Raw genomic sequence first — 25,863 nt, 5'->3', positions numbered from 1 at the left:
ACATGAATAGGGCGCTCTGATGACGTTAGGTCTGGCGAGGCGGGCCACACATGCCGCAGGCTGTGCGTCAGACGAAGGAAGCATGCCTTGTCGCGCGAAGGGGCGTGCATGCGGCACGCTTATTGCCTTGCTTCTCCACCCGTGCCGTTCGCGCAGCGTGAACGGGGCGATAAATCAAAACCGAATGAACGAAGGCAGCTAACATGAAACGCCTCATTTCCACTTTCGCCTTCGCCGGAGCTTTCGGGCTCTGCGCGGTCGGCGCTCAGGCGGCAACGCTCGACCAGGTAAAGTCCAAGGGCTTCATCCAGTGCGGCGTCAGCCAGGGCCTGCCCGGCTTCTCCAACCCCAATGACAAGGGTGAGTGGACCGGCCTCGATGTGGATTTCTGCCGCGCCGTGGCCGCTGCCGTGCTCGGCGATGCCAGCAAGGTGAAGTTCACCCCGCTTTCCGCCAAGGACCGCTTCACCGCGCTGCAGTCCGGCGACATCGACATCCTGTCGCGCAACACCACCTGGACGATTTCGCGCGACACCTCGCTCGGCCTGAACTTCACGGGCGTCACCTATTATGACGGCCAGGGCTTCCTGATCCGCAAGGACAAGAACGTCAATTCGGCGCTTGAGCTCTCCGGCGCGTCGGTCTGCACCCAGACCGGCACCACGACCGAGCAGAACGTCGCGGACTTCTTCCGCGCCAACAAGATGGAATACGAAGTCATCGCGTTCGCGACCGCTGACGAGACCATCAAGGCCTATGATTCCGGCCGCTGCGACGTCTACACCACCGACCGTTCGGGCCTCGCGGCTGAACGCCTCAAACTGACGAACCCGGACGATCATATCGTCCTGTCCGAGATCATCTCCAAGGAGCCGCTCGGCCCGGTCGTGCGCCACGGCGATGACCAGTGGTTCGACATCGTGAAGTGGACCCTGTTCGCCCAGGTCAACGGCGAAGAGCTCGGCATCACCTCCAAGAATGCCGACGAGATGCTCAAGTCCGAGAATCCGGAAGTGAAGCGCATCGTCGGAACCGAGGGCAAGTTCGGCGAGGGCCTCGGCATCGGCAATGACTGGGCGTTCCAGATCCTCAAGCAGGTCGGCAATTACGGCGAGATGTACGACCGTAACGTCGGGCCCGACACCCCCCTGAAGCTCGCGCGCGGCACCAACGCGCTGTGGACGAAGGGCGGCCTCCAGTACGCCCCGCCGATCCGCTGATCCGGTCGTCGCGCCCCGCCTCCTGGCGCGGGCGCGACTTCCATCGGGACGCGGAGCGGGCATTAGCCGGCGTCAGACCGGACCGTTCCCCGTCGCACATGTGTGAATAAGCCTCGAATCGAGGCGAGGGGGACCATGGCTGACCTTGCGCAAGCGACTGCGACCCGGTCGCGGACATCTTTCATCAACGACCCGAAAATCCGAAGCATCCTGTTCCAGCTCGCGGCGCTGATCATCATCGTGCTGCTCGGCTGGGACTTCCTCCAGAATGCCCAGGAAAACCTGAAGGCGCAGAACATCGCCACAGGCTTCGGGTTCATGGAGAACACCGCCGGATTCGGTATCAGCCAGACGCTGATCCCCTATAGCGAGTCCTCCACCTATGGCCGGGCCTTCCTGGTCGGCGTGCTCAACACGCTGCTGGTCGCGGTGGTCGGCATCTTCATCGCCACCATTATCGGTCTTCTGGTCGGCATCGGCCGCCTGTCGAAGAACTTCGTCGTCCGGCTGCTGTCCAGCGTCTATGTCGAATTGCTGCGCAACCTGCCGCCGCTGTTCCAGATCCTGTTCTGGTATCTCGCCGTGCTCAGCGCGCTGCCGGGGCCCCGCCAGAGCATCTCGCTGTTCGGCGAGGTCTTCCTGTCCAATCGTGGCTTCATCGTGCCGCGCCCGGTCTTCGCCGAGGGCACCGGTTATGTGGTGTGGGCGTTCGGGCTCGCCATCGTGATCGCGGTGTTCGTCGCCTCCTGGTCGAAGAACCGGCTGGAGGAGACCGGCCGTCCGCTTCCCACCTTCCGGATCAATCTCGGCCTGATCGTCGGGCTGCCGCTGATCGCGATGGCGCTGACCGGGTTTCCCGTCTCGTTCGAGGCGCCGGAGCTCAAGGGCTTCAACTTCGCGGGCGGTGTGCGGGTGATTCCCGAGTTCATCGCGCTGACCGTGGCGCTCGCCACCTATACCGCGGCGTTCATCGCCGAGAATGTGCGCGCCGGCATCATGGCCGTGAGCCATGGGCAGACCGAGGCGGCTCATTCGCTCGGGCTGCGCTCCAGCCAGACATTGCGGCTGGTGGTCATTCCGCAGGCCATGCGGGTCATCATTCCCCCGCTCACCAGCCAGTATCTCAACCTAACCAAGAACTCGTCGCTCGCGGTCGCGATCGGCTACCCCGACCTCGTGGCCGTGTTTGCCGGCACCACGCTGAACCAGACCGGGCAGGCGATCGAGATCATCGCGATCACCATGGGCGTCTACCTGGTCATTTCGATCATCACCTCCATCATCATGAACACCTATAACCGGCGCGTCGCGCTGATCGAACGGTGAGGAGCGCGCGATGAGTCTGACCTTCGACGACGGGACATTCATCCGCAGCGAACTGGTGACGCCGCTGCCGCCGCCGAAACGCAATATCGGTGCGGTCGCGTGGATGCGGGAGAACCTGTTCTCCGGCGTTCTCAACACCCTGCTCACCCTGTTCGGCATAGCGCTGCTCGTGCTGGTGGTCCCGCCCGTGGTGCGCTTCCTGTTCATTGACGCGGTATGGGAGGGGCAGAACCGCGAGGCCTGCCTCGGGCCCGAGGTCGGCGCCTGCTGGCCCTTCATCAAGGCGAAGTTCTCCCAGCTGATCTACGGTTTCTATCCGGCGGACCAGCGCTGGCGGGTCGACATCGTGTTCGCCCTCGGCGCGGTGCTGTTGGTGCCGCTCATGGTGCTCGACTGGCCGATGAAGCGGTTGAACTCCTTCCTCTTCTTCGCGGTCTATCCGGTGGTGGCCTTCGTGCTGCTCACCGGCGGCAATATCGACCTCTCGAACTTCATGCTCGGCCATGCCGGGGTTATCCCGTTCATGTCGGGCACCGACACGGTCATGGGGCTCAACCCCGGATTCTGGCTGGATTATGTGCTGACGGCGCTGGTGTTCTGCGCCATTGCCGGCGGCATCCTCGCTTTGCTCGGCGGCAATGCGATGAGCGCGGCGCGCGGCGTCGGCATGTTCTTCGTCGGGCTCGGCATCATCATCCTGATGTGGGATTTCGATTTCGGCCTGCAGAAGGTGGAGACCCGCTCCTGGGGCGGCCTGCTGGTAACGCTGGTGATCGCGGTGACCGGCATCGTCACCTCGATGCCGCTCGGCATTCTTCTGGCGCTCGGCCGGCGCTCGCACATGCCGATCGTGCGGCTGCTCTCGGTGATCTTCATCGAGTTCTGGCGCGGCGTGCCGCTGATCACCGTGCTGTTCTTCGCCACCTATATGCTGCCGCTGTTCCTGCCCTCGGGCGTGAACCCGGATGGCCTGCTGCGCGCGCTGGTCGGCGTGGCGCTGTTCTCGGCCGCCTATATGGCGGAGGTCATCCGCGGCGGCCTGCAGGCGATCCCGAAGGGCCAGTACGAAGGCGCCATGTCGATGGGGCTGGGCTGGTGGCAGATGATGCGCCTCATCATCCTGCCGCAGGCGCTCACCCTGGTCATTCCGGGAATCGTGAACAGCTTCATCAGCCTGTTCAAGGACACGACGCTGGTGCTGATCGTCTCGATCTTCGATTTTCTCGGCCAGCTTCGCGCCGCGTTCACCGACCCCAACTGGGCGACGCCGGTGACGCTCTACACCGGCTTCGCCTTCGCCGGCATCATCTATTTCCTCTTTTGCTTCGGCATGTCCCGCTACTCCCTCTTCGTGGAGCGGCGCCTGAACACATCCCACAGACACTGAACGACGGAGAGTCCCATGTCCGAACCTCATTCGATCGTCTCCGGCGACGAACTCCCGGCCGTTCACACGCCGCCCATGCGCGAAACCGCGGTGGAACTGGTGGGCGTGCATAAATGGTACGGCGAATTCCATGTGCTGAAGGACATCAACCTGCGCGTCCATCGCGGCGAGCGCATCGTGATCTGCGGGCCTTCGGGCTCGGGCAAGTCGACCATGATCCGCTGCATCAACCGGCTGGAGGAACACCAGCAGGGCTCGATCGTGGTCGACGGCATCGAACTGACCAATGACCTCAAGCGCATCGACGAGATCCGCCGCGAGGTCGGCATGTGCTTCCAGCACTTCAACCTGTTCCCGCACCTCACCATTCTCGAAAACCTGACGCTGGCGCCAATCTGGGTCCGCAAGATGCCCAAGAAGGACGCCGAAGAACTGGCGATGCACTTCCTCAAAAAGGTGAAGATCCCCGAGCAGGCGGCCAAGTATCCCGGCCAGCTCTCGGGCGGCCAGCAGCAGCGCGTCGCCATCGCCCGCGCGCTGTGCATGAAGCCGAAGATCATGCTGTTCGACGAGCCGACCTCCGCGCTCGACCCGGAAATGGTCAAGGAAGTGCTGGAGACCATGGTCAGCCTTGCCGAGGAAGGCATGACCATGCTGTGCGTGACCCATGAAATGGGCTTCGCGCGTCAGGTTGCCAACCGCGTCATCTTCATGGATGCCGGCCAGATCATCGAGATGAACGAGCCGAACGCGTTCTTCTCCAACCCGCAGCACGAGCGCACCAAGCTGTTCCTCAGCCAGATCCTGCACTGAGGCGCGGCGCGCCGGTAGCGCGCCTTGACCTCATGGCTTGTGGCGGGGTGCCGACTGCCTTCCGGTGGTCGCCAGGTCTCAACGAAAAGGGCCGGTCCGCGCGTGCGGGCCGGCCCTTTGACTTTCCGGTTGCCGGAGGCGGCGTCAGTCCGCCGGGCCGGTGGCGATCGGCCGGTCGGAGCCGCCCCATTCGGTCCACGATCCGTCATAGAGCGCCTTTGGCGGGGTACCGAGCGTATCGAGCGCGAGCCACAGGATCGCGGCGGTGACGCCCGAGCCGCAACTCGTGATCACCGGCTTCGCGGGGTCTATGCCCGAGGCGGCTATGGCTGCGCGCAGCGTGTCGGCATCGGCGAGGCGGCCCTCCTTCACCACTTCCGAAACCGGCAGGTTGCGGGCACCCGGAATATGGCCGGAGCGCAGCCCGACCCGCGGCTCTGGCACCTCGCCGCGGAAGCGTTCGGCGGCGCGGGCATCGAGAATCTGCGCCGAGCCGCTGGCGATCGCGCTGGCCACATCGGCGAGGCTCGCCACGCGCTCGCGGTCGAGCTTGGCGGGGAAGCTCGCCGGATAGATTTTCGGCTCTCCCGCTTCGAGCGGGCGCCCCTCTTCCAGCCACTTCGGAAAGCCGCCATCGAGTATCTGCACGTCCACGGCGCCGAACACCTTGAGCGTCCACCAGACGCGCGGCGCCGAGAACAGGCCTGCGGTATCGTAAACCACGATCTTCATGGTCCGGCCGATGCCCAGCGCTTCCATCGCCGCCCGGAACAGCGTCTCCGACGGCAGCATATGCGGCAGGGGGCTCGATGTGTCGGAGATGGCGTCGAGGTCGAAGAACACCGCACCGGGAATGTGCCGCTCAAGATATTCGGCGCGCCCGCTGCGTCCCGTCGCCGGCATGTGCCAGGAGCCGTCGACGATGACGAGGTTCGGTGCGCCGAGATGGTCGGCGAGCCATTCGGTACTGACGAAGTGGGGATCGTAGGCCATCGCTCAAACTCCCGGTACAGGCCGCAAACGCACGCGTCTCAGGCGAAGGCCAGCCGCACACGGCGATTCTGCTGGCCCTTCTTCTCGATTTTCGTCACCAGCACGGCGCCGATTTCGCTCACATTGCGCACATGGGTGCCGCCACAGGGCTGGAGATCGAGCCCATCGATATTCACCAACCGCACCCGTCCGGAGCCGCGCGGCGGCTTCACCGACATGGTTTTGACCAGACCCGGATTGGCGTCGAGTTCGTCGTCGCTGATCCAGCTTTCGGTAACCGCGGCGCCGGTGGCGATCATCGCGTTCACCTTGGCGGTGATCTCGTCCTTGTCGAGCCCGGCATCGGGAATGTCGAAGTCGAGCCGGCTCTCGCTTTCGCCGATCGAGCCGCCAGTGACCGGATAGGGCAGGGCGACCGACAGCAGATGCAGCGCGGTGTGCATGCGCATGCGCTGGTGGCGCACCGGCCAGTCCAGCCGCAATGTCACCTGTTCGCCGAGCTCGGGCAGCGCGCCGCCCGCTGTGGCCGGTACATGGATGATCTCAGCCTTGTCCGGCCCATAGACGGCCGTGGCCAGCGCGATCTCTGAGCCGTCCGCGCGCACCAGCACGCCCTTGTCGCCCGGCTGCCCGCCGGCGGTGGCGTAGAACACGGTGCGGTCGACGATCACGCCGCCTTCCGGCGTCACGCCGGTCACGACGGCGGCGGTCTCGGCCAGATAGGCGTCGTCGCGGAACAGAAGATGGGTTGCCATCACACCAGCACGCTCGGCAATTCGATCCTGCGCTCCAGCCAGCCGGGAACGGGCAGGCCCTTTTCGCGCAGGAAGTCGGGGTTGAACAGTTTCGACTGGTAACGGGTGCCGAAGTCGCACAGCACGGTGACGATGGTGTGCCCCGGGCCGAGTTCCTTCGCGAGGCGGATCGCGCCGGCGACATTGATGCCGGATGATCCACCCAGGCACAGGCCCTCATATTCGAGCAGGTCGAACACGATCTGCACCGCCTCGGCGTCCGGGATCTGGTAGGCGATATCGATCGGCGCGCCTTCGAGATTGGCGGTGATGCGGCCCTGCCCGATGCCTTCGGTGATCGAGGAGCCTTCGGCCTTCAGTTCGCCGGTGGTGTAATAGGAATAGAGCGCGGCGCCGAACGGATCGGCGAGGGCGATCTTGATGCGGGCATTGCGCTCCTTGAGCGCAAGGGCGCAGCCCGCCAGCGTGCCGCCGGTGCCGACCGCGCTGACGAAACCACTGATTTCACCCTCGGTCTGGTCCCAGATTTCCGGGCCGGTGGTCTCGATATGGGCCTGCCGGTTGGCGATATTGTCGAATTGGTTGGCCCAGACCGCCCCGTTCGGCTCGGTTTTCGCCAGGGCTTCGGCAAGGCGGCCGGAGACCTTCACATAGTTGTTCGGGTTGGCATAGGCGACCGCAGGCACCTCCACCAGCGCCGCGCCCGCAAGGCGCAGCATGTCCTTCTTTTCCTGGCTCTGGGTTTCGGGAATCACGATCACCGAGCGGAAGCCGAGCGCGTTGCCGACCAGCGCGAGGCCGATGCCGGTATTGCCCGCCGTGCCCTCGACAATGACGCCCCCCGGCTTGAGCAGGCCCTTCGCCACCGCGTCCTTGATGATGAACAGCGCGGCGCGGTCTTTCACCGATTGGCCGGGGTTGAGGAATTCCGCCTTGCCGAGAATGGTGCAGCCGGTCTCTTCCGAGGCGCGTTGCAGCTTGATGAGCGGCGTATTGCCGATCGATTCGACGAGGCCGTTGCGGATGTCCATGGGATGATTTGGGTTCTGCGCGTTGCGAAAAGGTTCACGAAATTAGTGTCGTGGAACCGGATCGGCAACCGGCGAGACGCGTCATTCGCCGCGAATGCACCCCAGCGCCTCCAGCGCCCGCGTTCTTCCGGCGGCCAGATCCAGGATCGGGCGCGGATAAGTCCGGCCGAGTTCCACGCCGGCGGCCCGGAGCGTCGCGGCATCGGCGTCCCATGGCCGGTGGATCAGGCGCGGCGGCAGCCCTGCGAGTTCCGGCACGAATTCGCGGACATAGGCGCCCTCGGGATCGAATTTCTCCCCCTGCGTCACGGGATTGAAGATGCGGAACCACGGCGCGGCATCCGCCCCGCAGCCGGCGACCCATTGCCAGCCCGCCGGATTATTCGCGGCATCGGCATCCACCAGCGTGTCCCAGAACCAGCGCTCGCCGTGTCGCCAGTCGGTGAGCCCGTGCTTGATCAGGAACGAGGCGGCGAGCATGCGCACCCGGTTGTGCATCCAGCCGGTGCGCCAGAGCTGGCGCATGCCGGCATCGATGATGGGATAGCCGGTGAGCCCCTTGCGCCATGCTGTTTCCAGCGTGGCGTCGTCGCGCCATTCCACCACGTCGAAGCGCCGGTCGATATTGGTCGCGGCGATGTCCGACAGATGGAACATCAGATGGTAGCAGAACTCCCGCCAGTAGATTTCGCTGGTGAACTTGGCCGCATCCGGCGCCGCCACCTCGCCAGCGGCCTCGGCATGGCGCAGCGCTGCAAGGACCTGATGGGGCGAGATATGGCCGAAGCGCAGGAAGGGCGACAGCCGTGAGACATTGGCACGGCCCGGCACGTCACGGCCCTGCGCATAGCCGTGGATGCCATGGTCGAGGAAGGCGTGCAGCGCCGCCCGTGCCCCGTCCTCGCCCGGTTGCCAGGCCTCCCGCAGCCCGCCCGCCCAGTCGGGGCGCGAGGGCTCCAGATGCCAGTCGGCGAGCGCTTCGCCCGGCGGTGCGTCCGCTGCCGGCCGCAGCCAGCCGTTGCCGGTGGGGCGCGGGAGCGGCGCGCGCATCGGCTGGCTCGCCGCGGCACGGAAGAATGGGGTGAAGACCTTGTAGGGGCTTCTGGCTTGCGTCAGCACGGTCCACGGCTCGTGCAGCAGCGTGGCGCCGAAGCTCTCCACGAGGACGCCCTGCGCGCGCAGCTCGGCCTTGAGCGCGGTGTCGACCGCGATCTCGGCCGCGCCGTACCGCCGATTCCAATAGACCGTGGCGGCGCCGATCTCCTTGACCGACGCGGCGATCACCGCCCCGGCCGCACCCCGCCGCAGCAACAGCCGGCCGCCATGCGCCGCGATGTCGCGCTCCAGCGCCGCGAGCGCGCGCCCGAGCCACCAGCGCGCTGCCCCGCCCAGCGGGCGCAGGCCGGGACTTTCCTCGTCCAGCACATAAAGCAACTGCACCGGCCGGCCCGAGGCGATGGCGGCGGCGAGTGCCGGGTTGTCGCCCAGGCGAAGATCGTCGCGCAACCAGACGAGAGCGGGGCGATCGGGGCGGCCGGTGGGCGAGGGAAGGGCGTCGGTCATCAGGTCCCTCGGGCGCGGGTCAGTGGCATCGTTCTTATACGCAGGCCAGGCGAAAACCGTTCAATTGAGACTTGAGAATTAAAAATGATGATCATAATGTGAAAACGAAGAGAGCGGCCGTCGCCGCGCTGGAAATGGAGATTGTCATGAACACCAACGCTACCAAGGGAACGGCCGTCGTCACCGGCGCCTCGTCCGGCATCGGCAAGGTCTATGCGCGCCGGCTGGCCAGCCGTGGCCATGATCTCGTGCTGGTCGCGCGCAACAAGGCGCGGCTTGAGGAACTCGCGGGCGAACTGGTGCGCGAGACAGGGCGCAAGGTCGAGGTGCTGCCGGCCGATCTCGGCAACCCTGCCGACGTCGCGCGTCTGGTCGCGCGGGTCACGGATGACGCTGCCATTTCGTTGCTGGTGAACAATGCGGGCGTCGGCACGGAAGGCCCGGTGCTTGGTGCCGAAGCCGCACGCATCGATGCGATGGTGCAGGTCAATGTCGTGGCGCTGAGCCAGCTGTCGGTGGCGGCGGTGAACGCCTTTGCCGCGCGCGGCGGCGGCACGCTGATCAACATCGCCTCGGTGGTGGCGTTGATGCCGGAAAACCTGCTCGGCGCCTACAGCGCCACCAAGGCCTATGTGCTGAACCTGACCCAGTCCCTGCAGAACGAGTTCAAGGACCGGCCCGAGCTTCGCATTCAGGCGGTGCTGCCGGGCCTGACCCGCACCGAGTTCTTCGAGAATTCCGGCCTCGATTTCAGCCACCTGCCGGCAGAGGTGTTCATGGCGGTGGACGAACTGGTCGATGGCGCGCTGGCCGGGCTCGATCTTGGCGAGGCCATCACCATTCCCTCGCTGCCCGATGCCGGGGAGTGGGACGGTCTGGCCGCGGCGCGCATGGCGTTGTGGCCCCGCCTGTCACTCGCCCATCCCGCCGCCCGCTACGGCCTCGCCGTGCCGGCCTGAGCGGGGCCGGCCGTAAAAGCACGAGGTTCGTCCCGGCCGGCAGCATGTTCCGTGCTGCCGGCCGGGCCTTGTTATGACCTCGGCAAAGTCCGTCCCAAGCTCCCGTCACACTCCGTCGGGCGCCGGTCAGCCGTCGCGTTCCTGCTGCGACAGCTTTGGACGCAGGGCCCGACATAGCCATTCTCCCGCGCGGGCGCTGGCAGCCTGCCCGTCGGCGAGCCTGCCAGACCACAGCATCCAGGCATGGATCATGCGCGGCCATATCTCCAGCGTGGCGTGGACCTCGGCGGCGCCAAGCGCGCCGGCTACCCGCACGGCGTCGTCGAGTAGCGTCTCGCTGGAGCCGACCTGGATCAGGACAGGGGGCAGGCCGGTGAAATCCGCGTAGAGCGGTGAAACCGCCGGATCGGCCGGATCATGGCCCGCGAGAAAAGCGGTGGCGAGCCCGGTGAGGTAGTCACGGCTGATCAGCGGATCGATGTCGGCCTTGCTGTCAAGGGTGGCTCCCGTCATCTGCAGGTCCAGCCAGGGCGAGACTAGCCAGGCCGCAGCCGGCAGGGGCTCGCCTAAGGCCTGCAGCCTCAACAGTAGCGCCAAGGTGAGATTGCCGCCAGCGCTGTCGCCGCCAATGGCTATGGATTGCGGCGTGTAGCCCTGCTCGCCAAGGAAGCGCCATGCGGCAAGCGCATCCTCCAGAGCGGCGGGATAGGGATGCTCCGGCGCAAGCCGATAGTCGATTGCGAGCGTGCGGATGCCTGCGAGCTTGCCGACCCCGCCGACCATGGCGCGATGGCTGCCGATCGATCCGGCGCAATAGCCGCCGCCGTGGAAATAAAGCAGAACCCGCGCTGCATCGCGTTCGGGGGCTAGCGACCATTCGGCCGGAATGCCGCCAATGGCAAAGGGCGTGAAGACGATGTCGGCAGGCGGCGGATCGATGGCGCAAATCTCGTCCATGCGCGCGCGCCGCTCGGCCCAACTGGTAGGGCGTGGCTTCGCGGTGAAAAGCGTCTTCAGGTCGTCAATGTCGCTGTCCATGGCACGCTCCCAAACCCTTTCCCGTCGAGAAAGCCGAAGATCTGCTGTCGACGGCTTCGCGGTCATGAGTAGCAATATACCGGGCGCGCGGTCGTGGTGTAGGCGTTGAAGCGGCAGACAATCTTATCGCTGGTTTTGTGGTCGTCATGCCTGGCGATGCTGGCCGTTGGCGCCAACAGCACGGCGATCATGGCCGCACTGCCGCTCATGCAGGCGGAACTCTCCCTGAGCGGCCGCAGGCTTCACGAAAAGATAGAGGCCGCCACCATCGGAAAGTTTGTATTCGCCGTCCCGGCCTTTGGCCGTCCGGCACGCGGCATCTGACAAGGCCATGTTCGCTCTCCCTGCTGATCGCTGGGATCACGAAAACACGGCCTGCAGGCCAACAACAAGGCCAACAAATTCGCGGGATGAGGTGGCTCTGGCCGATCCCGGCTGGGACAGCGAGCGGAGGCTGGAAATCAAATTATCCAGCAATTTCGATGGGTAGGAGAGCTCTTTGGGAAAAGCTGAGCCGCCCCGGTAACGGGGGAGTGGCTCCCTGAGCAGGACTCGAACCTGCGACCATTCGATTAACAGTCGAACGCTCTACCAACTGAGCTATCAGGGAACGGAGGCGCCGGGCAGAACCGCCAAGCGCGTCTCGCCGGGGGCATATAGCAACGCGGGACCGGTTTGTGAAGCCGCTCCCGCATGGCTGTGGATATCATCAGGCGCTCAGGCGCTCTTCCTGCCCCGCGAACTGGAGCTGGTGGAAGGAATAATAACGGCCGCGCCGTGCGATCAGCTCGTCGTGGCGCCCGCTTTCAACCAGGCGTCCGCTCTCGATCACGCAGATGCGGTCGGCGTTCACCACCGTCTGCAGGCGATGGGCGATCACCAGCGTCGTGCGGTGCATCTGCAGCGAACGCAGCGCCTTCTGGACCTCGGCCTCCGATTCGCTGTCCAGTGCCGCCGTGGCCTCGTCGAGCAGCAGGATCGGCGCGTTCTTGAGGAAGGCGCGGGCGATCGCGATGCGCTGGCGCTGGCCGCCCGAAAGCTGGGCGCCATGCTCGCCGACATGAGAATCATAGCCGCCGGCGAAGGTCATGATGAAATCATGCGCGTGCGCCGAACGGGCGGCCTGCTGGATTTCCTCGTCGCTCGCGCCCGGGCGGCCGGCGGCGATATTGTCGCGGATCGTGCCGGAGAACAGGAACACATCCTGGCTCACCATGCCGACCGCTTCGCGCACCGACTGACGGGTCAGATGCTCGACATTCTGCCCGTCGATGGAAATAGTGCCCGACTCGGCGTCGTAGAACCGCTCGATCAGCGCCATCACCGTGCTCTTGCCGCCGCCCGAAGGGCCGACCAGCGCGGTGGTCTTGCCGGCCTCCGCCACGAAGGACAGCCCGCGCAGCACCGGCTCGTTTTCACGATAGCCGAAGAAGACGTCGTTGAACGCGATCTCGCCGCCCTCGAGCTTGAGATCCGGCGTGCCGGGCGGGTCGTTCTCGATCGGCTTGAGATCGAGGATCTGGAACAGCATGCGCGCGCCGAGGAGATGCGCGGTCATGTCGATGTTGAGACGCGCAAGGCGCTTGGCGGGCTCATAGCTGAGCAGCAGCGCGGTGATCACCGAGAAAAACTCGCCCGGGGTGCGGCCGCCGTGGAGAACGCCCCAGCCGGCATACATGACCACGAGGCCGATCGCGACGCCGCCCAGAGCTTCCATCAGCGGGCCGGCCTGCGACTGCGCGCGGATCATCCGGTTGGATGCCGTTTCCAGCGCGTCGATGCGGCCGGCAATCCTGGTGCGCAGATCACCCTCCAGGGTGAAGGACTTCACCGTGCGGATGCCCTGAAACACCTCGATCGATTCGGTCATGATCTGCACCGCGGAATAGAACTCGCGGGAGAAGATCTTCTGCACCTTGCGGATCAGGCTGCGCACGCCGCCGACCGCGATCGGCATCACGATCAGGCCGATCACCGCCATGAAAGGGTCCTGGATGATCATCACTGCGGTAAGGCCGATCACCGAGAGCAGGTCGCGGCCGAGGCTGGTGATGAGCAGGTTGAGCACGTTGCGGGCGCCCTGCGCGCCGGCATTGAAGCGCAGCATGATCTCGGCGGTGTGCTGGCCGTTGAAGAAACGGACATCCTGCGAGAGCAGCCGCTCGAGCACGCGCTTCTGGTTGTCGGCGATGATGCGGTTGCCGACCCGCGCCAGTGTGATCGCCTGGCCATAGGTGGCGAAGCCCTTGACCACGCTCAGTGCCAGCACGGCGGCCGACAGGATCCAGATGGCGGCCGAATTCTGCTCGACGAAAATACGGTTGATCACGTCGCCCATGAGATAGGCGAGGCCCGATGTCGTCGCGGCCATGATCCCCATGAAGAAGAAGGAGATCGCGTAGCCCTTCCAATGGCGGCGGCCGTCAGTGAGCAGGAGCCGTCCGATCGTGTCCCGGGTTTCAGGACTGATCAGATTGCGGAAGGCATTGGCCAATTTGGGAGGCACCATCAGGCGGTTCCTTGCCGGCAAGAAGCGAGGGTTGCGTGCGCGGGACCCGGTGTCATCACGCGGCCGGTCGCGTGCGGGGCATCATCAACGACGATCATGACGTGTTGTCAAACCTTGGAGATCCTTTGGCCGAGGCAGGACCAAGCGCCTCTGCCCGGCACATCACGCGTCGCCGACGGCAAGATTGAGGCCGTCGGCGACGCGTGCGTGAACTGGAGGCCACGGAGGGAATCGAACCCCCGTACGCGGATTTGCAGTCCGCTGCGTAACCACTCCGCCACGTGGCCGAAGCCTGGGCGGCCCTGCCGGGCCAGCCCGGGCAGCGGCCTCATAACAGAGCCGTTCGCGCTCGGCAACGCACCATCCACATGGGAATGGCTCCGGCGAGGCCGTCGGGGGAGAGATTGCGACATTTGGAAACCTTCGAGAAGGCTTGCCAACGGCCGGCCCTGCGCAATACTCATGCCCGTGGTTCTCCGGCTACCGCCCGTCGCCGTTTTTTCTGTTTCGAGGTTTTCCGATGATCGATTTCGCAGAGATGCGCCGCGCCATGGTCGACGCGCAGGTTCGTGCCAATGACGTGACCGATCTGCGTATCGTGGCCGCCATGCGGGAGATGCCGCGCGAGAAGTTCGTTCCCGCCAGCCTGAAGAACTTCGCCTATATCGACGACGACCTGATGGTGAAGCCGGGCACGCCCGCGCGTTATCTGATGGAGCCGATGGTGCTGGCGCGCCTGCTGCAGGCCGCCGCGATCGGCCCGGATGCGCTGGTCCTCGATGTCGGTGCCGCCACCGGCTATTCCACCGCCGTTCTGGCCCGGCTGGCCGGGCAGGTCGTCGCGCTCGAGGAAGATGCCGAGCTCGCGGGGCAGGGCACGCGCCTGCTGGAGGAGCTTGGCCTGCTCAACGCCGCCTATGTCCAGGGGCCGATGAATGCGGGCTGGCCGGGCGAGGCGCCGTATGACGTGATTCTGCTGAATGGCTCCGTTGACGAGGTGCCGCCGGCCCTGCTGTCTCAGCTCAAGCCGGAAGGCCGACTCGTTGCCGTGGTCGGCCGCGGTCGCTCGGCTCGCGCGACCGTGTACACGAATACCACCGGCGGTATCGGCTCCCGCATTGCCTTCGACGCGGCGGTGCCGGTTCTGCCCGGTTTCGAGGCCCGCCCGGCCTTTGTATTCTGAGGCTTCCGCAAGGGGGCTGTGGCGGAACTGTCGCGCCCGACGCAAAACGGCCGGCCATGGCGAACCGGCCGGTTCACATCCGTGCTTCCAACCCCTATCCTATTAAGGCCCGATTAAGGGATAAGGGGGGCGCCTGTTGGGCGCCTCCGGAAAAACTAGCATTCGCAGGGGTTTGGACCATGTGGGTTTCTGCTACCGGGGGCAGGGTCGTTGCATCTGTGGCGACCGCGCTTTTCCTCGCGACTGCGCTGCCGGCTTATTCGCAGACCCTCGATCAGGCGCTGTCATCGGCCTATCAGAACAATCCGACGCTCAACTCGCAGCGCGCCGCCACCCGCGCGACCGACGAATACGTGCCGATCGCGCTGTCCGGCTATCGCCCTCAGGTGTTCGGCAGTGCCTTCGTCGGCATGCAGTGGGCGGAGACGCGTATCGATTCGGCGTATGCCCGGGCGCTTGGCAGCGGCTCGATCAGCAACACCAGGACCTCTCCTTCCGGTGTCGGCATCACCATCGCGCAGACCATTTATGACGGCCTGCGCACCGCCAATTCGGTGCGTGGCGCTGAATCGCAGGTGAGGGGGCAGCGCGAGCTGCTGCGCAATACCGAGCAGCTCGTGCTGCTGGACGCGGCGACCGCCTATATGAACGTTCTCCAGAACGGCGCTCTGGTTCAGCTGCAGAAGCAGAACCTCGAAGCGCTGCGTGAAGAACTGCGCGCCGCCCGCGACCGTTTCGCGGTGGGTGAAATCACCCGTACCGACGTCGCGCAGGCCGAGGCCAGCGTGGCTAATGCCGAGAGCGAGCTGGCGCTGGCCGAGTCCAACCTCAACACCTCCAACGCGGTGTTCTTCCAGGTCACGGGCCTGCGCCCGGTCAAGCTTACGCCGGGCCGGCCGATCGACGCCTTGCTGGCCAAGTCGCAGACGCGGGCGGTCGAGCTCGGCCTCTCCCGCCATCCCGCCGTCAAGGCGGCGGAATTCGCGGTGGACGCGGCGTTGTCGAACGTGAAGGTGGCCGAGGGCGCGCTGTCGCCGACCCTGACGCTGAATGGCTCGGCCTCGTCCAACTACAACAACTCGGCCAATGTCGAGCGCCAGACCTCGGCGGCCGCCTCGCTGAACCTTTCCGTGCCGATCTATCAGGGCGGCGCCGAGTTCGCGACGATTCGCCAGACCAAGGAAACCCTCGGTCAGGTGCGGATCGAGGTGGACGTGAACCGCGATCAGGTCCGCGCCAATGTCGTGCAGTACTGGGGCGCCCTTGAGGCGGCCAAGGCGGCGATCGAATCGGCGCAGGCCTCGGTGGCGGCGAACGAGATCGCCCTGCGCGGCGTGCGCGAGGAGTGGCGGGTCGGCCAGCGCACCACGCTCGACGTGCTGAACGCGCAGACCGCGCTGTTCGATGCCCGCGCCAGCCTCGTCATCGCCCAGCGCGATCGCGTGGTGGCGTCCTATGCCGTGCTCTCCGCCAGCGGCGAGCTGTCCGCGACCCGGCTCGGGCTCAAGGTGGCGACCTACAATCCCAAGGTCCATTACGACCAGGTGCGCGATGCCTGGTTCGGCGTGCGCACGCCCGGCGGTCAGTAAGAACGGACGGCGCTCGCGCCGTCCACAGTCTTGACGGGTGGGCTGCTTGGCGCCCGCCTTTTCCCGATGCCATATTTACAGGACGTTAACGGAGTGATTCGCCTGATTCGGCGACATTCCCGTCGGTGTGGCGTCGTTTCAACAATCGGATGCAGCGCATGTCGGTGAGTGCGAGGGCCAACGAGCCGTCCATGGAAGAGATTCTCGCCTCCATCCGGCGCATCATCTCCGACGATGTGGCCGCCGATGCGCGCGCGGCGGAGGCCTCGTCGCCCGCTCTCGCCGCCGAGCCGACGCGGGCCGAGGCTGAGCCGGCCCGTCCCGCCGAGCCGGTTTCCGAGCCCCGCGCGTCCGAGCCGCGTTCTTCCGAAACCCGCGCCTCCGAAACCCGTGCGTCCGAGCCGCGCTCCTTCGCGCGCCCTGTGGTTGCGCCCGCGCCGCGCGCGGCGGCCGGCTATACGCAGGCCGTGGCCCGCCGCCCGCTCTCCGATCCTTACGCGCCGCGCAGCTATGACGCCTCGCGCACCGCTCCCGCGCCGCGGACGGAGCCGCAGGCCATGGCGGCACCCGTCATCGACGAATTCGACCTCGACGCCCCCTTTGCCGCCGCGCTGATGGACCTCGCTCTGGTCGAGCAGGCGGTGCAGGAGCAGCTTGCCGCTATGCCGGCCGAGCTGTTCGAGACGGCCGCCAATCCTGCTGGCGGTGAGGCGTCCTTGAGTGAGGCGTCCGCGAATTACGCGGCAGCCATGCTCCCCGACGCTCCCGCTCATGCCGAGCCCGCCACGCCGCCGGGCCTCGTGCAGGACGTCGCCCATGCCGCGACTGATGTGTCGGTCGCCGTGACTTCCACCGAGCCCGCGTCGCAGCGGGCCGAAACCAGTTCCCCCGTGCCGGAGGCCGTCGACATGCAGGTGCAAGCGAAGCCCGCCCCTCTCTCGCCGCGTAACCCCGCATCCCCCGCCGCCACGGCGGAGCAGCGCCCGGTCGAGGCCCGCCCGGTCCAGCCCGTGCGGGCGCCCGAGACGGCTGCGGAGCTGCCTCGCCCCGAGCGTCTCGTTTCCGCGCCGACCAACAGCGCGGTGGCCGCCTCCTTCGGCTCGCTGGCCCGCACCGTCGCCTCGAACTCGCGTTCGGTGGAAGACGTGGTGACGGAAGCGATCCGCCCGATGCTCAAGAGCTGGCTGGACGAGAACCTGCCGGCGCTGGTCGAGCGCCTCGTGCGCGCCGAGATCGAGCGCGTCGCCCGTCAGGGCTGAGCCGGCCACGTCATTCGTGTTTCATCACAAAGGCGGGTGCCCTCGCGGGTGGCCCGCCTTTGGTGCGTGAGGGGTGCTCTGCCGAGGTCGTTGTTGACTCAGCGCGCCGGCTCCGCTTTCTCTCGCACCCGTTCAGAGCCCGCGCCGACCGGATCGGGCTCTCCTGTCTTTATCGTGAGCCCGTCCCCGGCCGAGCGGCATGTTTTGCCGGCGGCTAGCGGCTCGAACGAGGTGCCCGGAGCCGTCATGCTCGATAACAGGTTCGATCCCGCCGCCGTCGAAGACCGCATCTACCAGGGCTGGCTGGATGCGAAGGCATTCCAGGCCGGGCGTCCCGAGCGGGCCGGCGCGCCGCCCTATTGCATCGTCATCCCGCCGCCGAACGTCACCGGCTCGCTCCACATGGGGCACGCGCTGAACAACACGCTGCAGGACGTACTGTGCCGCTTCGAGCGCATGCGCGGCAAGGATGTGCTGTGGCAGGTCGGCACCGATCATGCCGGCATCGCCACCCAGATGGTGGTCGAGCGTCAGCTCGCCGAGCGCCAGCTTCCCGGCCGCCGCGAGATGGGCCGCGAGGCCTTCATCGAGCGCGTGTGGCAGTGGAAGGAGGAATCCGGCGGCACCATCATCAACCAGCTCAAGAAGCTCGGTGCCTCCTGCGACTGGTCGCGCGAGCGTTTCACCATGGATGAGGGCCTGTCCCGCGCCGTGCTGAAGGTGTTCGTCCGGCTCTACAAGGAAGGGCTGATCTACAAGGACAAGCGCCTTGTGAACTGGGACCCGAAGTTCCAGTCCGCCATTTCCGACCTCGAAGTGCTTCAGGTCGAGGTGAAGGGCCATCTTTGGCACTTCCGCTACCCGCTGGCGGACGGCGTGACCTATCAGCACCCGATCGCCTTCGACGAGAACAACCAGCCTTACGAGTTCGAGACCCGCGACTACATCGTCGTCGCCACCACCCGTCCCGAGACCATGCTCGGCGACACCGCGGTCGCGGTGCACCCGGAAGACCCGCGCTATCAGGGCCTGGTCGCCGCCGGCGCCAAGGTGGTGCTGCCGCTGGTCGGGCGCCTGATCCCGATCGTCGCGGACGAGTATTCCGACCCCACCAAGGGCACCGGCGCGGTGAAGATCACCCCGGCGCACGACTTCAACGATTTCGAGGTCGGCCGCCGTCACGACCTGCCGATGATCAACGTGCTGGACGCCGAGGCGCGGCTCACGCTGCTCGGCAATGGCGAGTTCCTCGAAGGCGCCGTCTCCGGTCCCGACCTCGATCACGTGCTGGCGCTGGATGGCCTCTCGCGCGAAGCCGGCCGCAAGGCCGTGGTCGCGCTGATGGAGGAGCGCGGCCTGCTCGACAGGATCGAGCCGAACACCCATGCCGTGCCCCATGGCGACCGCTCCAATGTCGTGATCGAGCCCTGGCTTACCGACCAGTGGTATGTCGACGCCCACACGCTGGCCCAGCCGGCGCTGGCGGCGGTGCGCGAGGGGCGGACCTCCTTCGTGCCGAAGAACTGGGAGAAGACCTATTTCGAGTGGCTGGAGAACATCCAGCCCTGGTGCGTCTCGCGCCAGCTCTGGTGGGGGCACCAGATTCCGGCCTGGTACGGGCCGGACGGCAGCATCTTCGTCGAGGAGACCGAAGAGGAGGCCGTCGCCGCCGCGCTCGCCCATTGCGTGCAGAACGGCATCATCACCGATGCCGAGGCGCAGCTGCTCGCCGCCGATCCCGAGAAGCGCGCGAGCCTGATCACGCGTGACGAGGACGTGCTCGACACCTGGTTCTCGTCGGCGCTGTGGCCGTTCTCCACGCTGGGCTGGCCGGACGAGACCGGCGAGCTTGCCCGCTTCTACCCGACCTCCGTGCTGATCACCGGCTTCGACATCATCTTCTTCTGGGTCGCCCGGATGATGATGATGGGCCTGCACTTCATGGACGGCGAGGTGCCGTTCAATGACGTCTACATCCACGCCCTCGTCCGCGACGAGAAGGGCGCCAAGATGTCGAAGTCCAAGGGCAACGTCATCGATCCGCTCGACCTCGTGAACAAGTACGGGGCCGATGCGCTGCGCTTCACGCTGGCGGCGATGGCGGCGCAGGGCCGTGACATCAAGCTGGCGACCTCGCGGGTCGAGGGCTACCGCAATTTCGCGACCAAGCTCTGGAACGCCGCGCGCTTCGCGGAGATGAATGGCTGCGTGCGCGGCGAGGCCTTCAATCCGGCCGGCGTCAGCTCGGCGCTCAATCGCTGGATCATTTCCGAGACCCAGAAGACGCTTGGCGAGATCACGCAGGCACTGGAGGAATACAAGTTCAACGAGGCGGCCGGCGCGGCCTATCGCTTCGTCTGGAACATCTTCTGCGACTGGTATCTGGAACTCGCCAAGCCGGTGTTCATGAACGCCGAGAACCCGCATCAGGCCGAGACCCGCGCCACCACCGCCTTCGTGCTGGATGAAATCCTCAAGCTGCTGCACCCGTTCATGCCGTTCCTCACCGAGGAGCTGTGGGCGCGCACCGCCGAGGGCGGCAGCCCGCGCGAGAACCTGCTAGCGCTGTCCTCCTGGCCGGTGCTGGAAGGGCTGGAGGCGCCCAATGCCGAGGCCGAGATGGGCTGGCTGGTCGATCTGGTCACGGAAATCCGCTCGGTGCGCGCGGAAATGAACGTGCCGGCCGGTGCGCAGATCCCGCTGGTCCTGGTCGGCGTGTCGGAGATCACCCGCGAGCGTGTCGGCGTGTGGAACGACGCGCTGGCGCGTCTCGCGCGGCTGTCCTCCATCGCCTTCGAGCACGAGGCCCCGACCGGCGCGGTGCAGATCGTTGTGCGCGGCGAGACGGCGGCGCTGCCGCTCGCCGGCATCATCGACATGGACGCGGAAGCCGGGCGCCTCGCCAAGGAACTGGCCAAGGCGAGCGACGAGATCGCCAAGATCGACGTGAAGCTCAACAACCCCGATTTCCTCTCCCGCGCCAAGGAAGAGGTGATCGAGGAGCAGCGTGAGCGTCGCGAGGCGGCCGATGCGCGCGCGACGAAGATCCGCGAGGCGCTCGCCCGGCTCGGCAAGGGGGCGTGAGCGCCCCGGCCGGTCGGCTGGCCGCCGTGATGACACGGCGACCGGCGGCGGCCGGTCCCTCAGCAACCAGCAGGCACGGCGCCGCGCGCCGCGCCATTTTTCCCCGCGCCGCCGCCTAGTCGTCCGCCTGCCGCGCCGCCCGCCATTGGGAGGGCGCCATGCCCGCCCATCGCGTGAAGGCGTGGTCGAACGTGCTGTTGGCCGAGTAGGAAAGCGCTTCGGCGATCCGCCCGATCGGCAGCCGGGTCAGCGCGAGCAGTTCGCGGGCGATGGCAAAGCGAACCTCGTCCTTGATCGCCTCGAAATTGGTGCCGGCCCGGTTGAGGTGGCGCGCCAGCGTGCGGCCGCCCAGCCCGAGTTCGCGCGCCACCGAATCACGGTCGGCCTCGCCGGTCATCAGGCGCGGACGCAGTATGTGACGCACCTGTGCCGCGATGTCTTCGAGGTCGCCCCGCAGCATTTTCTGGATGCCGGTGCGAAGCTGCAGGTGCCGGGCGGGATTGGCGCCGGGGAGCGCGAGCGCCATGTCGCGCGCCGAGACGACGACGCCGGTGTGTTCCTGTTCGAACAACGCGGTGGTCTTCATCGTGCTGCGATAAGGCGCCAGATTTCCCGGCGGGCCCACGCTGGCGAGTGCGCGCAGCGGGCTCGCGCGGCCGCCGGTGAGCGATCGCACCATGTTGCAGCCGAGCGCCATGACCAGATCATGGATCTGGCGGCCCGATGCCAGTTCGGCATAGAGGCCATAGCCAATCAGCGTGTCGTCGCCGGCCGTCTGCAGATAGACCACGGCGCCGCGCGAATAGCCGATCTGAACACCGACATAATCGCGGAACGCCTCGCCGAGTGTCGCGGCGCTCGCCATCATGTCGCCGATAGGGCCGAGCGCGCGGTGATCATTGCGCGCGCCAACCAGAAGTCCGAGATGCGGGCACCGCGCAACCCGGGCCGAGCGTTCCAGCAGGGCGGCCAGCATCGGGTAGGGAAAACGCGCATCCGGCACGAGCTGGGAAGGCTCGATACCCGAGCCGTCGAACGCCAGCGGCACGTCGACACCGAGTTCATCGAGCAGGCCCGGCAAGGCCGCGAGCGGCCCGACACGCTGTGACGGAGCGTCGTTCAAATTCGGAGGCTCCTGTCCTCAAAAAGCAAGCGGCTGCAATTTACCTAAGCTATGCCTTGCCTCGTTGACAAGACATCTGCGACCCGAAGTCCATGAATAAATGGAAGCATTGCTTAACGACTGCATGTCATCAAAAAGAAGTATACAGATGATCTGCGTCAAAGATCTTTGTGCCCCGCCGGCGCCCCCCGCCGTCGGCCGGATCGCGCATTCAACGGCCCCGTCTTGCCGCCGCGAGCGGCCTTCCTTTCACGCCATCGAGCGCCCGACCGGCAGACATGATCGTCGCCCTCGCCGGATGAAGCTCGCGGTGTCCCCGACACGTCATGGAGGAACCAGATCATGACACTCTCGCGCCGCGCCCTGCTGCTGGGCGGAACCGCCGTCGCGCTCGCCGCTACCCATCAGGGCGCTCAGGCCTGGGACGGTCCGCTGTTCGACCTCGTCGAGGGAACCGAGGACTTCAAGATCGCCTCCGATGCCTATGTCTACGGCTATCCGCTGGTGACGATGGAATACACCCGCCGGGTGATGACCAACGTCGCGAAGCCGGAAGGCACGCGGGCGCCGATGGGCACCATCATGAAGGCGCGCTCCTATCCCGACGCCGCGTTCCGCGACGTGACGGCGCCGAATGCCGATACGCTCTACACCACCGCCTTCTTCGATGTCGGCGCCGAACCTTGGGTGGTGAGCATTCCGGACATGAAGGGGCGCTACTTCCTGCTGCCTTTCCTGGATGGCTGGACCAATGTGTTCCAGGTGCCGGGCTCGCGCACCACCGGCACGGGCGCGCAGACCTTCCTCGTCACCGGCCCCGGCTGGAGCGGCACGGTGCCCGACGGCATGGCGCAGCTCAAGTCGCCGACCAGCATGGTCTGGATGCTCGGTCGCATCTACTGCACCGGCACGCCGGAGGACTATGCCGCCGTCCATGCGCTGCAGGACCAGTTCAAGCTGTTCCCCCTGAGCGCGCTCGGCAAGGACTACACCCCGCCGGCCGGGAAGGTGGACCCCTCGATCGACATGAAGACGGCTGTGCGCGATCAGGTGAACGCGCTGACCGCCACCGAGTATTTCACGCTGCTCGCCGAACTCATGAAGACCAACCCGGCTGCCGCCAAGGATGAGCCGGCGCTGGCGCGCTTCAAGGAGATCGGCCTCGTGCCGGGCCAGAGCTTCGATGCCAGGGCGGTCAAGGCCCGCTGGGAAAAGCGGCTGCCGCAGATGTCCTTCGATCGCATCATGCTGCACTTCAAGTTCAGCGACGGCGACGTGAAGGAGGTCAATGGCTGGGGCTACACCACCAAGACCGGGCTGTATGGCACGGACTATCTCCAGCGTGCGCTGATCACCGCCATCGGCCTTGGCGCCAACCGCCCGCAGGACGCGGTGTACCCGACCTCGCTCAAGAGCAAGGAAGGCGACGAATATAGCGGCGCGAAGAAGTATCAGCTGCGCTTTGCGGCGGGCCAGCTGCCGCCGGTGAAGGGCTTCTGGTCGCTGACCATGTATGACGCGAACATGTTCTTCGTCGCCAACCCGATCAATCGCTATTCCATGAGCATGCGCACCAATCCCGCGCTGGAGCCGGACGGCTCGCTGGTCATCTACATCCAGAACGAGAGCCCCGGCCCCGGCAAGGAAGCCAACTGGCTGCCCGCGCCCAAGGACCGCTTCAACCTGATGCTGCGCCTTTACTGGCCGGACGAGAACGATCCGTCTATCCTCGACGGCTCGTGGGTCATCCCGGCCGTCACCAAAGCGAGCTGAGCCGGATGAGCAGGTTGCGCGCGCATGTCGGCACGGCGACTTTGTTCGCCGCGCTTCTGGCCGCAGGCATTGCCGGGGCCGCCGATATGCCATCGCCGGTCGCGGTCAAAGCTCCCGCGCCTGTCGTCACCACGTCGGACTGGCGTTTTCAGGCAACGCTCTATGGCTGGCTGACGGCGGTCGATGGAGATGTCGGCGTGCGCGACCTGCCGACCTCGCCCGTTAACGCCTCCATCGGTGATGTGCTGGAAAATTTCGACGGTGCGCTGATGGGTTCGTTCATGGCCACCAACGGCAACTGGCTGTTTCTTGGCGATCTCGTCGTGGCGAAGCTGTCTCATGGCCAGAATGTCGGGCTTTACGGCGCCAGCCGTCTCGATGCCGAACTGGATGAGGTGATCGCGACCGCCGCCGTCGGTTACTGGCTGCCGCTCGGCATCAGGAATGTCGATATCGCGGTCACGGGCGGCCTTCGCTATGTCGATCTGTCGGCCGAGCTGTCGCTGACGCCGGCCCTGCTTCCGGTCACGCTCTCTCGCAGCCAGAGCGAATCGTGGGTCGATCCGACCATTGGTCTGGTCGCCAACTGGAAGATCGATGAAAAATGGTTCGTGAACGCTGTCGCCGACATTGGCGGCTTCGGTGTTGGCTCCAAGCTGTCCAGCACCGGCTATCTCGGTGTTGGCTATATGTGGACGCCCTCGCTCTCCACCGCCATCGGCTATCGCTACCTCTACGAGGATTACGAGAATTCGAACGGCAATGGCGGCTCGTTCCGCTACAACACCACCATGCACGGCCCGACCGTCAGCCTAGCCTGGCACTTCTAGCCCGTGCGAGGCGTGTCGTCCCGGCGAGGAGTGGCATTCGCTCGCATGTCAGGGCGGGTTTCCCGGAACGGTCTTTCACGCTATGGGCTCGGCCCTGACGATGCCGGAGGATGCGTCGACGCTGGCCGGGTAGGCGCCGCCCGTTCTCGGCCCGTCATCGAAATGTCACCCGCGAGGCATTAGACCAGACGGGGCAGGGCGATGCCGCCTTGTCCGCCGGCTCACCGGTGACCGCGCGCGAGGCGAGACAGACCCATGCCGTTCATCGCCTCGTTCCAGCTTGCCGAACTCGCAAGCACCGTCATCAGCCTGATCGTGGCTTTTGCCATGGGCACGCTGATCGGTGCCGAGCGGCAATACCGCCAGCGCATGGCGGGGCTGCGGACCAATGTTCTGGTGGCGATCGGCGCGTGCCAGTTCGTCGACATGGCGATGCATCTGAGCGGCCCGGACGGGGCGGTGCGCGTCATCGCCTATGTCGTGTCGGGCATCGGCTTCCTCGGCGCCGGCGTCATCATGAAGGACGGCGCCAATATTTCCGGCCTCAACACCGCGGCGACGCTGTGGTGCTCGGCGGCCGTGGGGGCCTGCGCGGGGGCGGACCTCATCGCCCAATCCGTGCTGCTCACCGCCTTCGTGCTGGCCGGGAACACGCTGCTGCGCCCGCTGGTGCGGTGGATGGAACGCCTGCCGCAGGGCGAGGAGAGCGAGGCGAGCTATGAGGTGATCCTGATCGGGCGCCTCGCCGACACCGCCCATCTTCAGGCTCACCTCTCCGCCGAACTGGACCACGCCAATTTCCCGGCCGCCTCGATCGACGATGAGCCGCGCCCCAACGACATGGTCGAGATCACGGCCCAGCTCGTTTCCACCGTGGTCTCGCGCAAGGAACTCGACGACCTCGTCGCGCATCTGCGCCGCCTGCCGGAAGTGTCGTCGGCGCATTGGGTGCGCGGCGCCGCCGATTGAGCGCCGACGGCGGCCCTTACTCGCCGTCGGCGGCGCCCGTCGGCGCCTCAACCGGCGGCAGAAATTTATCGAGCTCGGCGCGCAGGCGCTCGATCACATCGGCGGCCTCGGAGAGTTCGTCCTCGATCTTGTCGCGCGGAAAGCGTTCGATATCCGCCGCCATCGCCCTCAGCCGCTCAACGATGTTGCCGCTCGACATGTCTTCAGGTCCCCGTGCAGGTGATTGTTCGTGAACAGGCTTTCCCGCACAGCTGCGTGACACGCTGATGACGGTCGCGGCCCCGAGCGGAAGGGTCGGCTCGTCCAGGCCGATGCCCTTGCTTGCGGCGGCAAGAAAAACTTAGCCATGGTGCCACTCGGTGTCCGGGCGTCGCTCTCCTGCACTACCTTTCGACGTGACGGATGTGCAACAGTGTCGCTCATTCGCAACCATAAGCGGAACCAGACCCCCTGGCGCCC

Annotated in this window: 21 protein-coding genes and 2 tRNA genes; 12 read left to right on the top strand and 11 right to left on the bottom strand. The window is 66.1% G+C overall.

Annotation, left to right across the window (positions count from 1 at the left end; translation table 11 throughout):
• The first annotated feature begins 203 nt into the window (after nucleotides 1-203).
• The 4 genes from MKI84_RS09785 to MKI84_RS09770 all read left to right on the top strand — a co-directional run bounded on the left by MKI84_RS09785 (nucleotide 204) and on the right by MKI84_RS09770 (nucleotide 4,746).
• Nucleotides 204-1,220 carry an amino acid ABC transporter substrate-binding protein gene (locus tag MKI84_RS09785; RefSeq protein ID WP_241619022.1) on the top strand — a complete coding sequence of 339 codons (1,017 nt, stop codon included), beginning with the start codon at nucleotides 204-206 and terminating at the stop codon, nucleotides 1,218-1,220.
• Between the two features lie 135 nt (nucleotides 1,221-1,355).
• Nucleotides 1,356-2,546, top strand: a complete 1,191-nt coding sequence (locus MKI84_RS09780) for an amino acid ABC transporter permease (protein ID WP_241619021.1) — start codon at nucleotides 1,356-1,358, stop codon at nucleotides 2,544-2,546.
• A gap of 10 nt (nucleotides 2,547-2,556) precedes the next feature.
• The gene (locus tag MKI84_RS09775) at nucleotides 2,557-3,933 is read left to right on the top strand and encodes an amino acid ABC transporter permease (protein WP_241619018.1); all 1,377 of its coding nucleotides are present in this window, start codon (nucleotides 2,557-2,559) and stop codon (nucleotides 3,931-3,933) included.
• A gap of 75 nt (nucleotides 3,934-4,008) precedes the next feature.
• Entirely contained in the window at nucleotides 4,009-4,746 is a 738-nt protein-coding gene (locus tag MKI84_RS09770) for an amino acid ABC transporter ATP-binding protein (RefSeq protein ID WP_241619219.1), read from the top strand.
• Between the two features lie 144 nt (nucleotides 4,747-4,890).
• Here the strand turns inward: MKI84_RS09770 and sseA are convergent, their stop codons facing one another.
• The 4 genes from sseA to MKI84_RS09750 all read right to left on the bottom strand — a co-directional run bounded on the left by sseA (nucleotide 4,891) and on the right by MKI84_RS09750 (nucleotide 9,088).
• A complete protein-coding gene (sseA, locus tag MKI84_RS09765) occupies nucleotides 4,891-5,739 on the bottom strand; it encodes a 3-mercaptopyruvate sulfurtransferase (RefSeq protein WP_241619014.1) in 849 nt (282 codons plus the stop codon).
• A 38-nt stretch (nucleotides 5,740-5,777) separates the two neighbouring features.
• Nucleotides 5,778-6,494 carry an alanyl-tRNA editing protein gene (locus MKI84_RS09760; RefSeq protein WP_241619012.1) on the bottom strand — a complete coding sequence of 239 codons (717 nt, stop codon included), beginning with the start codon at nucleotides 6,492-6,494 and terminating at the stop codon, nucleotides 5,778-5,780.
• Complete coding sequence (locus MKI84_RS09755) at nucleotides 6,494-7,525, bottom strand: cysteine synthase A (RefSeq protein WP_241619009.1); 1,032 nt, start codon at nucleotides 7,523-7,525, stop codon at nucleotides 6,494-6,496. Before MKI84_RS09755 ends, MKI84_RS09760 begins: the two co-directional genes overlap by 1 nt.
• Before the next feature lie 81 nt (nucleotides 7,526-7,606).
• Entirely contained in the window at nucleotides 7,607-9,088 is a 1,482-nt protein-coding gene (locus MKI84_RS09750) for a cryptochrome/photolyase family protein (RefSeq protein WP_241619007.1), read from the bottom strand.
• Nucleotides 9,089-9,234: 146 nt separating this feature from the next.
• On the opposite strand from MKI84_RS09750, the gene MKI84_RS09745 reads away from it, so the two are divergent.
• A complete protein-coding gene (locus tag MKI84_RS09745) occupies nucleotides 9,235-10,047 on the top strand; it encodes an SDR family NAD(P)-dependent oxidoreductase (RefSeq protein WP_241619005.1) in 813 nt (270 codons plus the stop codon).
• Between the two features lie 126 nt (nucleotides 10,048-10,173).
• Here the strand turns inward: MKI84_RS09745 and MKI84_RS09740 are convergent, their stop codons facing one another.
• From MKI84_RS09740 to MKI84_RS09720, 5 genes are all read right to left on the bottom strand, one after another.
• Nucleotides 10,174-11,085 carry an alpha/beta hydrolase gene (locus MKI84_RS09740; RefSeq protein ID WP_241619003.1) on the bottom strand — a complete coding sequence of 304 codons (912 nt, stop codon included), beginning with the start codon at nucleotides 11,083-11,085 and terminating at the stop codon, nucleotides 10,174-10,176.
• A 144-nt stretch (nucleotides 11,086-11,229) separates the two neighbouring features.
• A complete protein-coding gene (locus tag MKI84_RS09735) occupies nucleotides 11,230-11,418 on the bottom strand; it encodes an Arm DNA-binding domain-containing protein (RefSeq protein WP_241619001.1) in 189 nt (62 codons plus the stop codon).
• 201 nt (nucleotides 11,419-11,619) lie between these two features.
• Nucleotides 11,620-11,695: transfer RNA gene (locus MKI84_RS09730), tRNA-Asn, on the bottom strand.
• A 99-nt stretch (nucleotides 11,696-11,794) separates the two neighbouring features.
• On the bottom strand, nucleotides 11,795-13,594 hold the full coding sequence (locus tag MKI84_RS09725; RefSeq protein ID WP_241619000.1) for an ABC transporter ATP-binding protein: 1,800 nt from the start codon (nucleotides 13,592-13,594) through the stop codon (nucleotides 11,795-11,797).
• A 213-nt stretch (nucleotides 13,595-13,807) separates the two neighbouring features.
• A tRNA-Cys gene (locus MKI84_RS09720) sits at nucleotides 13,808-13,881 on the bottom strand.
• A 233-nt stretch (nucleotides 13,882-14,114) separates the two neighbouring features.
• Here MKI84_RS09720 and MKI84_RS09715 point away from each other — a divergent pair.
• The 4 genes from MKI84_RS09715 (at nucleotide 14,115) to MKI84_RS09695 (ending at nucleotide 20,709) form a co-directional block, all read left to right on the top strand.
• Nucleotides 14,115-14,777: a protein-L-isoaspartate O-methyltransferase family protein gene (locus tag MKI84_RS09715; protein ID WP_241618998.1), complete on the top strand. Its 663-nt coding sequence runs from the start codon at nucleotides 14,115-14,117 to the stop codon at nucleotides 14,775-14,777.
• 179 nt (nucleotides 14,778-14,956) lie between these two features.
• The gene (locus MKI84_RS09710) at nucleotides 14,957-16,366 is read left to right on the top strand and encodes a TolC family outer membrane protein (RefSeq protein WP_245404716.1); all 1,410 of its coding nucleotides are present in this window, start codon (nucleotides 14,957-14,959) and stop codon (nucleotides 16,364-16,366) included.
• Between the two features lie 158 nt (nucleotides 16,367-16,524).
• Nucleotides 16,525-17,625: a DUF2497 domain-containing protein gene (locus MKI84_RS20655; protein WP_281063213.1), complete on the top strand. Its 1,101-nt coding sequence runs from the start codon at nucleotides 16,525-16,527 to the stop codon at nucleotides 17,623-17,625.
• A gap of 246 nt (nucleotides 17,626-17,871) precedes the next feature.
• Nucleotides 17,872-20,709 (top strand): valine--tRNA ligase, encoded by a 2,838-nt coding sequence (locus tag MKI84_RS09695; RefSeq protein WP_241618994.1) that lies wholly within the window; start codon nucleotides 17,872-17,874, stop codon nucleotides 20,707-20,709.
• 115 nt (nucleotides 20,710-20,824) lie between these two features.
• Here the strand turns inward: MKI84_RS09695 and MKI84_RS09690 are convergent, their stop codons facing one another.
• The gene (locus MKI84_RS09690; RefSeq protein WP_241618992.1) at nucleotides 20,825-21,832 is read right to left on the bottom strand and encodes an AraC family transcriptional regulator; all 1,008 of its coding nucleotides are present in this window, start codon (nucleotides 21,830-21,832) and stop codon (nucleotides 20,825-20,827) included.
• Nucleotides 21,833-22,174: 342 nt separating this feature from the next.
• Between MKI84_RS09690 and MKI84_RS09685 the strand changes: the two genes are divergently transcribed.
• The 3 genes from MKI84_RS09685 (at nucleotide 22,175) to MKI84_RS09675 (ending at nucleotide 25,404) form a co-directional block, all read left to right on the top strand.
• The gene (locus MKI84_RS09685; RefSeq protein ID WP_241618990.1) at nucleotides 22,175-23,605 is read left to right on the top strand and encodes a DUF1254 domain-containing protein; all 1,431 of its coding nucleotides are present in this window, start codon (nucleotides 22,175-22,177) and stop codon (nucleotides 23,603-23,605) included.
• 5 nt (nucleotides 23,606-23,610) lie between these two features.
• The gene (locus tag MKI84_RS09680; protein ID WP_241618989.1) at nucleotides 23,611-24,435 is read left to right on the top strand and encodes a hypothetical protein; all 825 of its coding nucleotides are present in this window, start codon (nucleotides 23,611-23,613) and stop codon (nucleotides 24,433-24,435) included.
• A 255-nt stretch (nucleotides 24,436-24,690) separates the two neighbouring features.
• Complete coding sequence (locus MKI84_RS09675; protein WP_241618987.1) at nucleotides 24,691-25,404, top strand: MgtC/SapB family protein; 714 nt, start codon at nucleotides 24,691-24,693, stop codon at nucleotides 25,402-25,404.
• A gap of 16 nt (nucleotides 25,405-25,420) precedes the next feature.
• Here the strand turns inward: MKI84_RS09675 and MKI84_RS09670 are convergent, their stop codons facing one another.
• Nucleotides 25,421-25,603 (bottom strand): hypothetical protein, encoded by a 183-nt coding sequence (locus MKI84_RS09670; protein WP_241618985.1) that lies wholly within the window; start codon nucleotides 25,601-25,603, stop codon nucleotides 25,421-25,423.
• Nucleotides 25,604-25,863: the final 260 nt, after the last annotated feature.

The organism is Ancylobacter gelatini, assembly GCF_022601675.1.
In the GTDB taxonomy this organism is placed as follows: domain Bacteria; phylum Pseudomonadota; class Alphaproteobacteria; order Rhizobiales; family Xanthobacteraceae; genus Ancylobacter; species Ancylobacter gelatini.
This window is presented reverse-complemented; position numbering and strand designations above follow the sequence as displayed.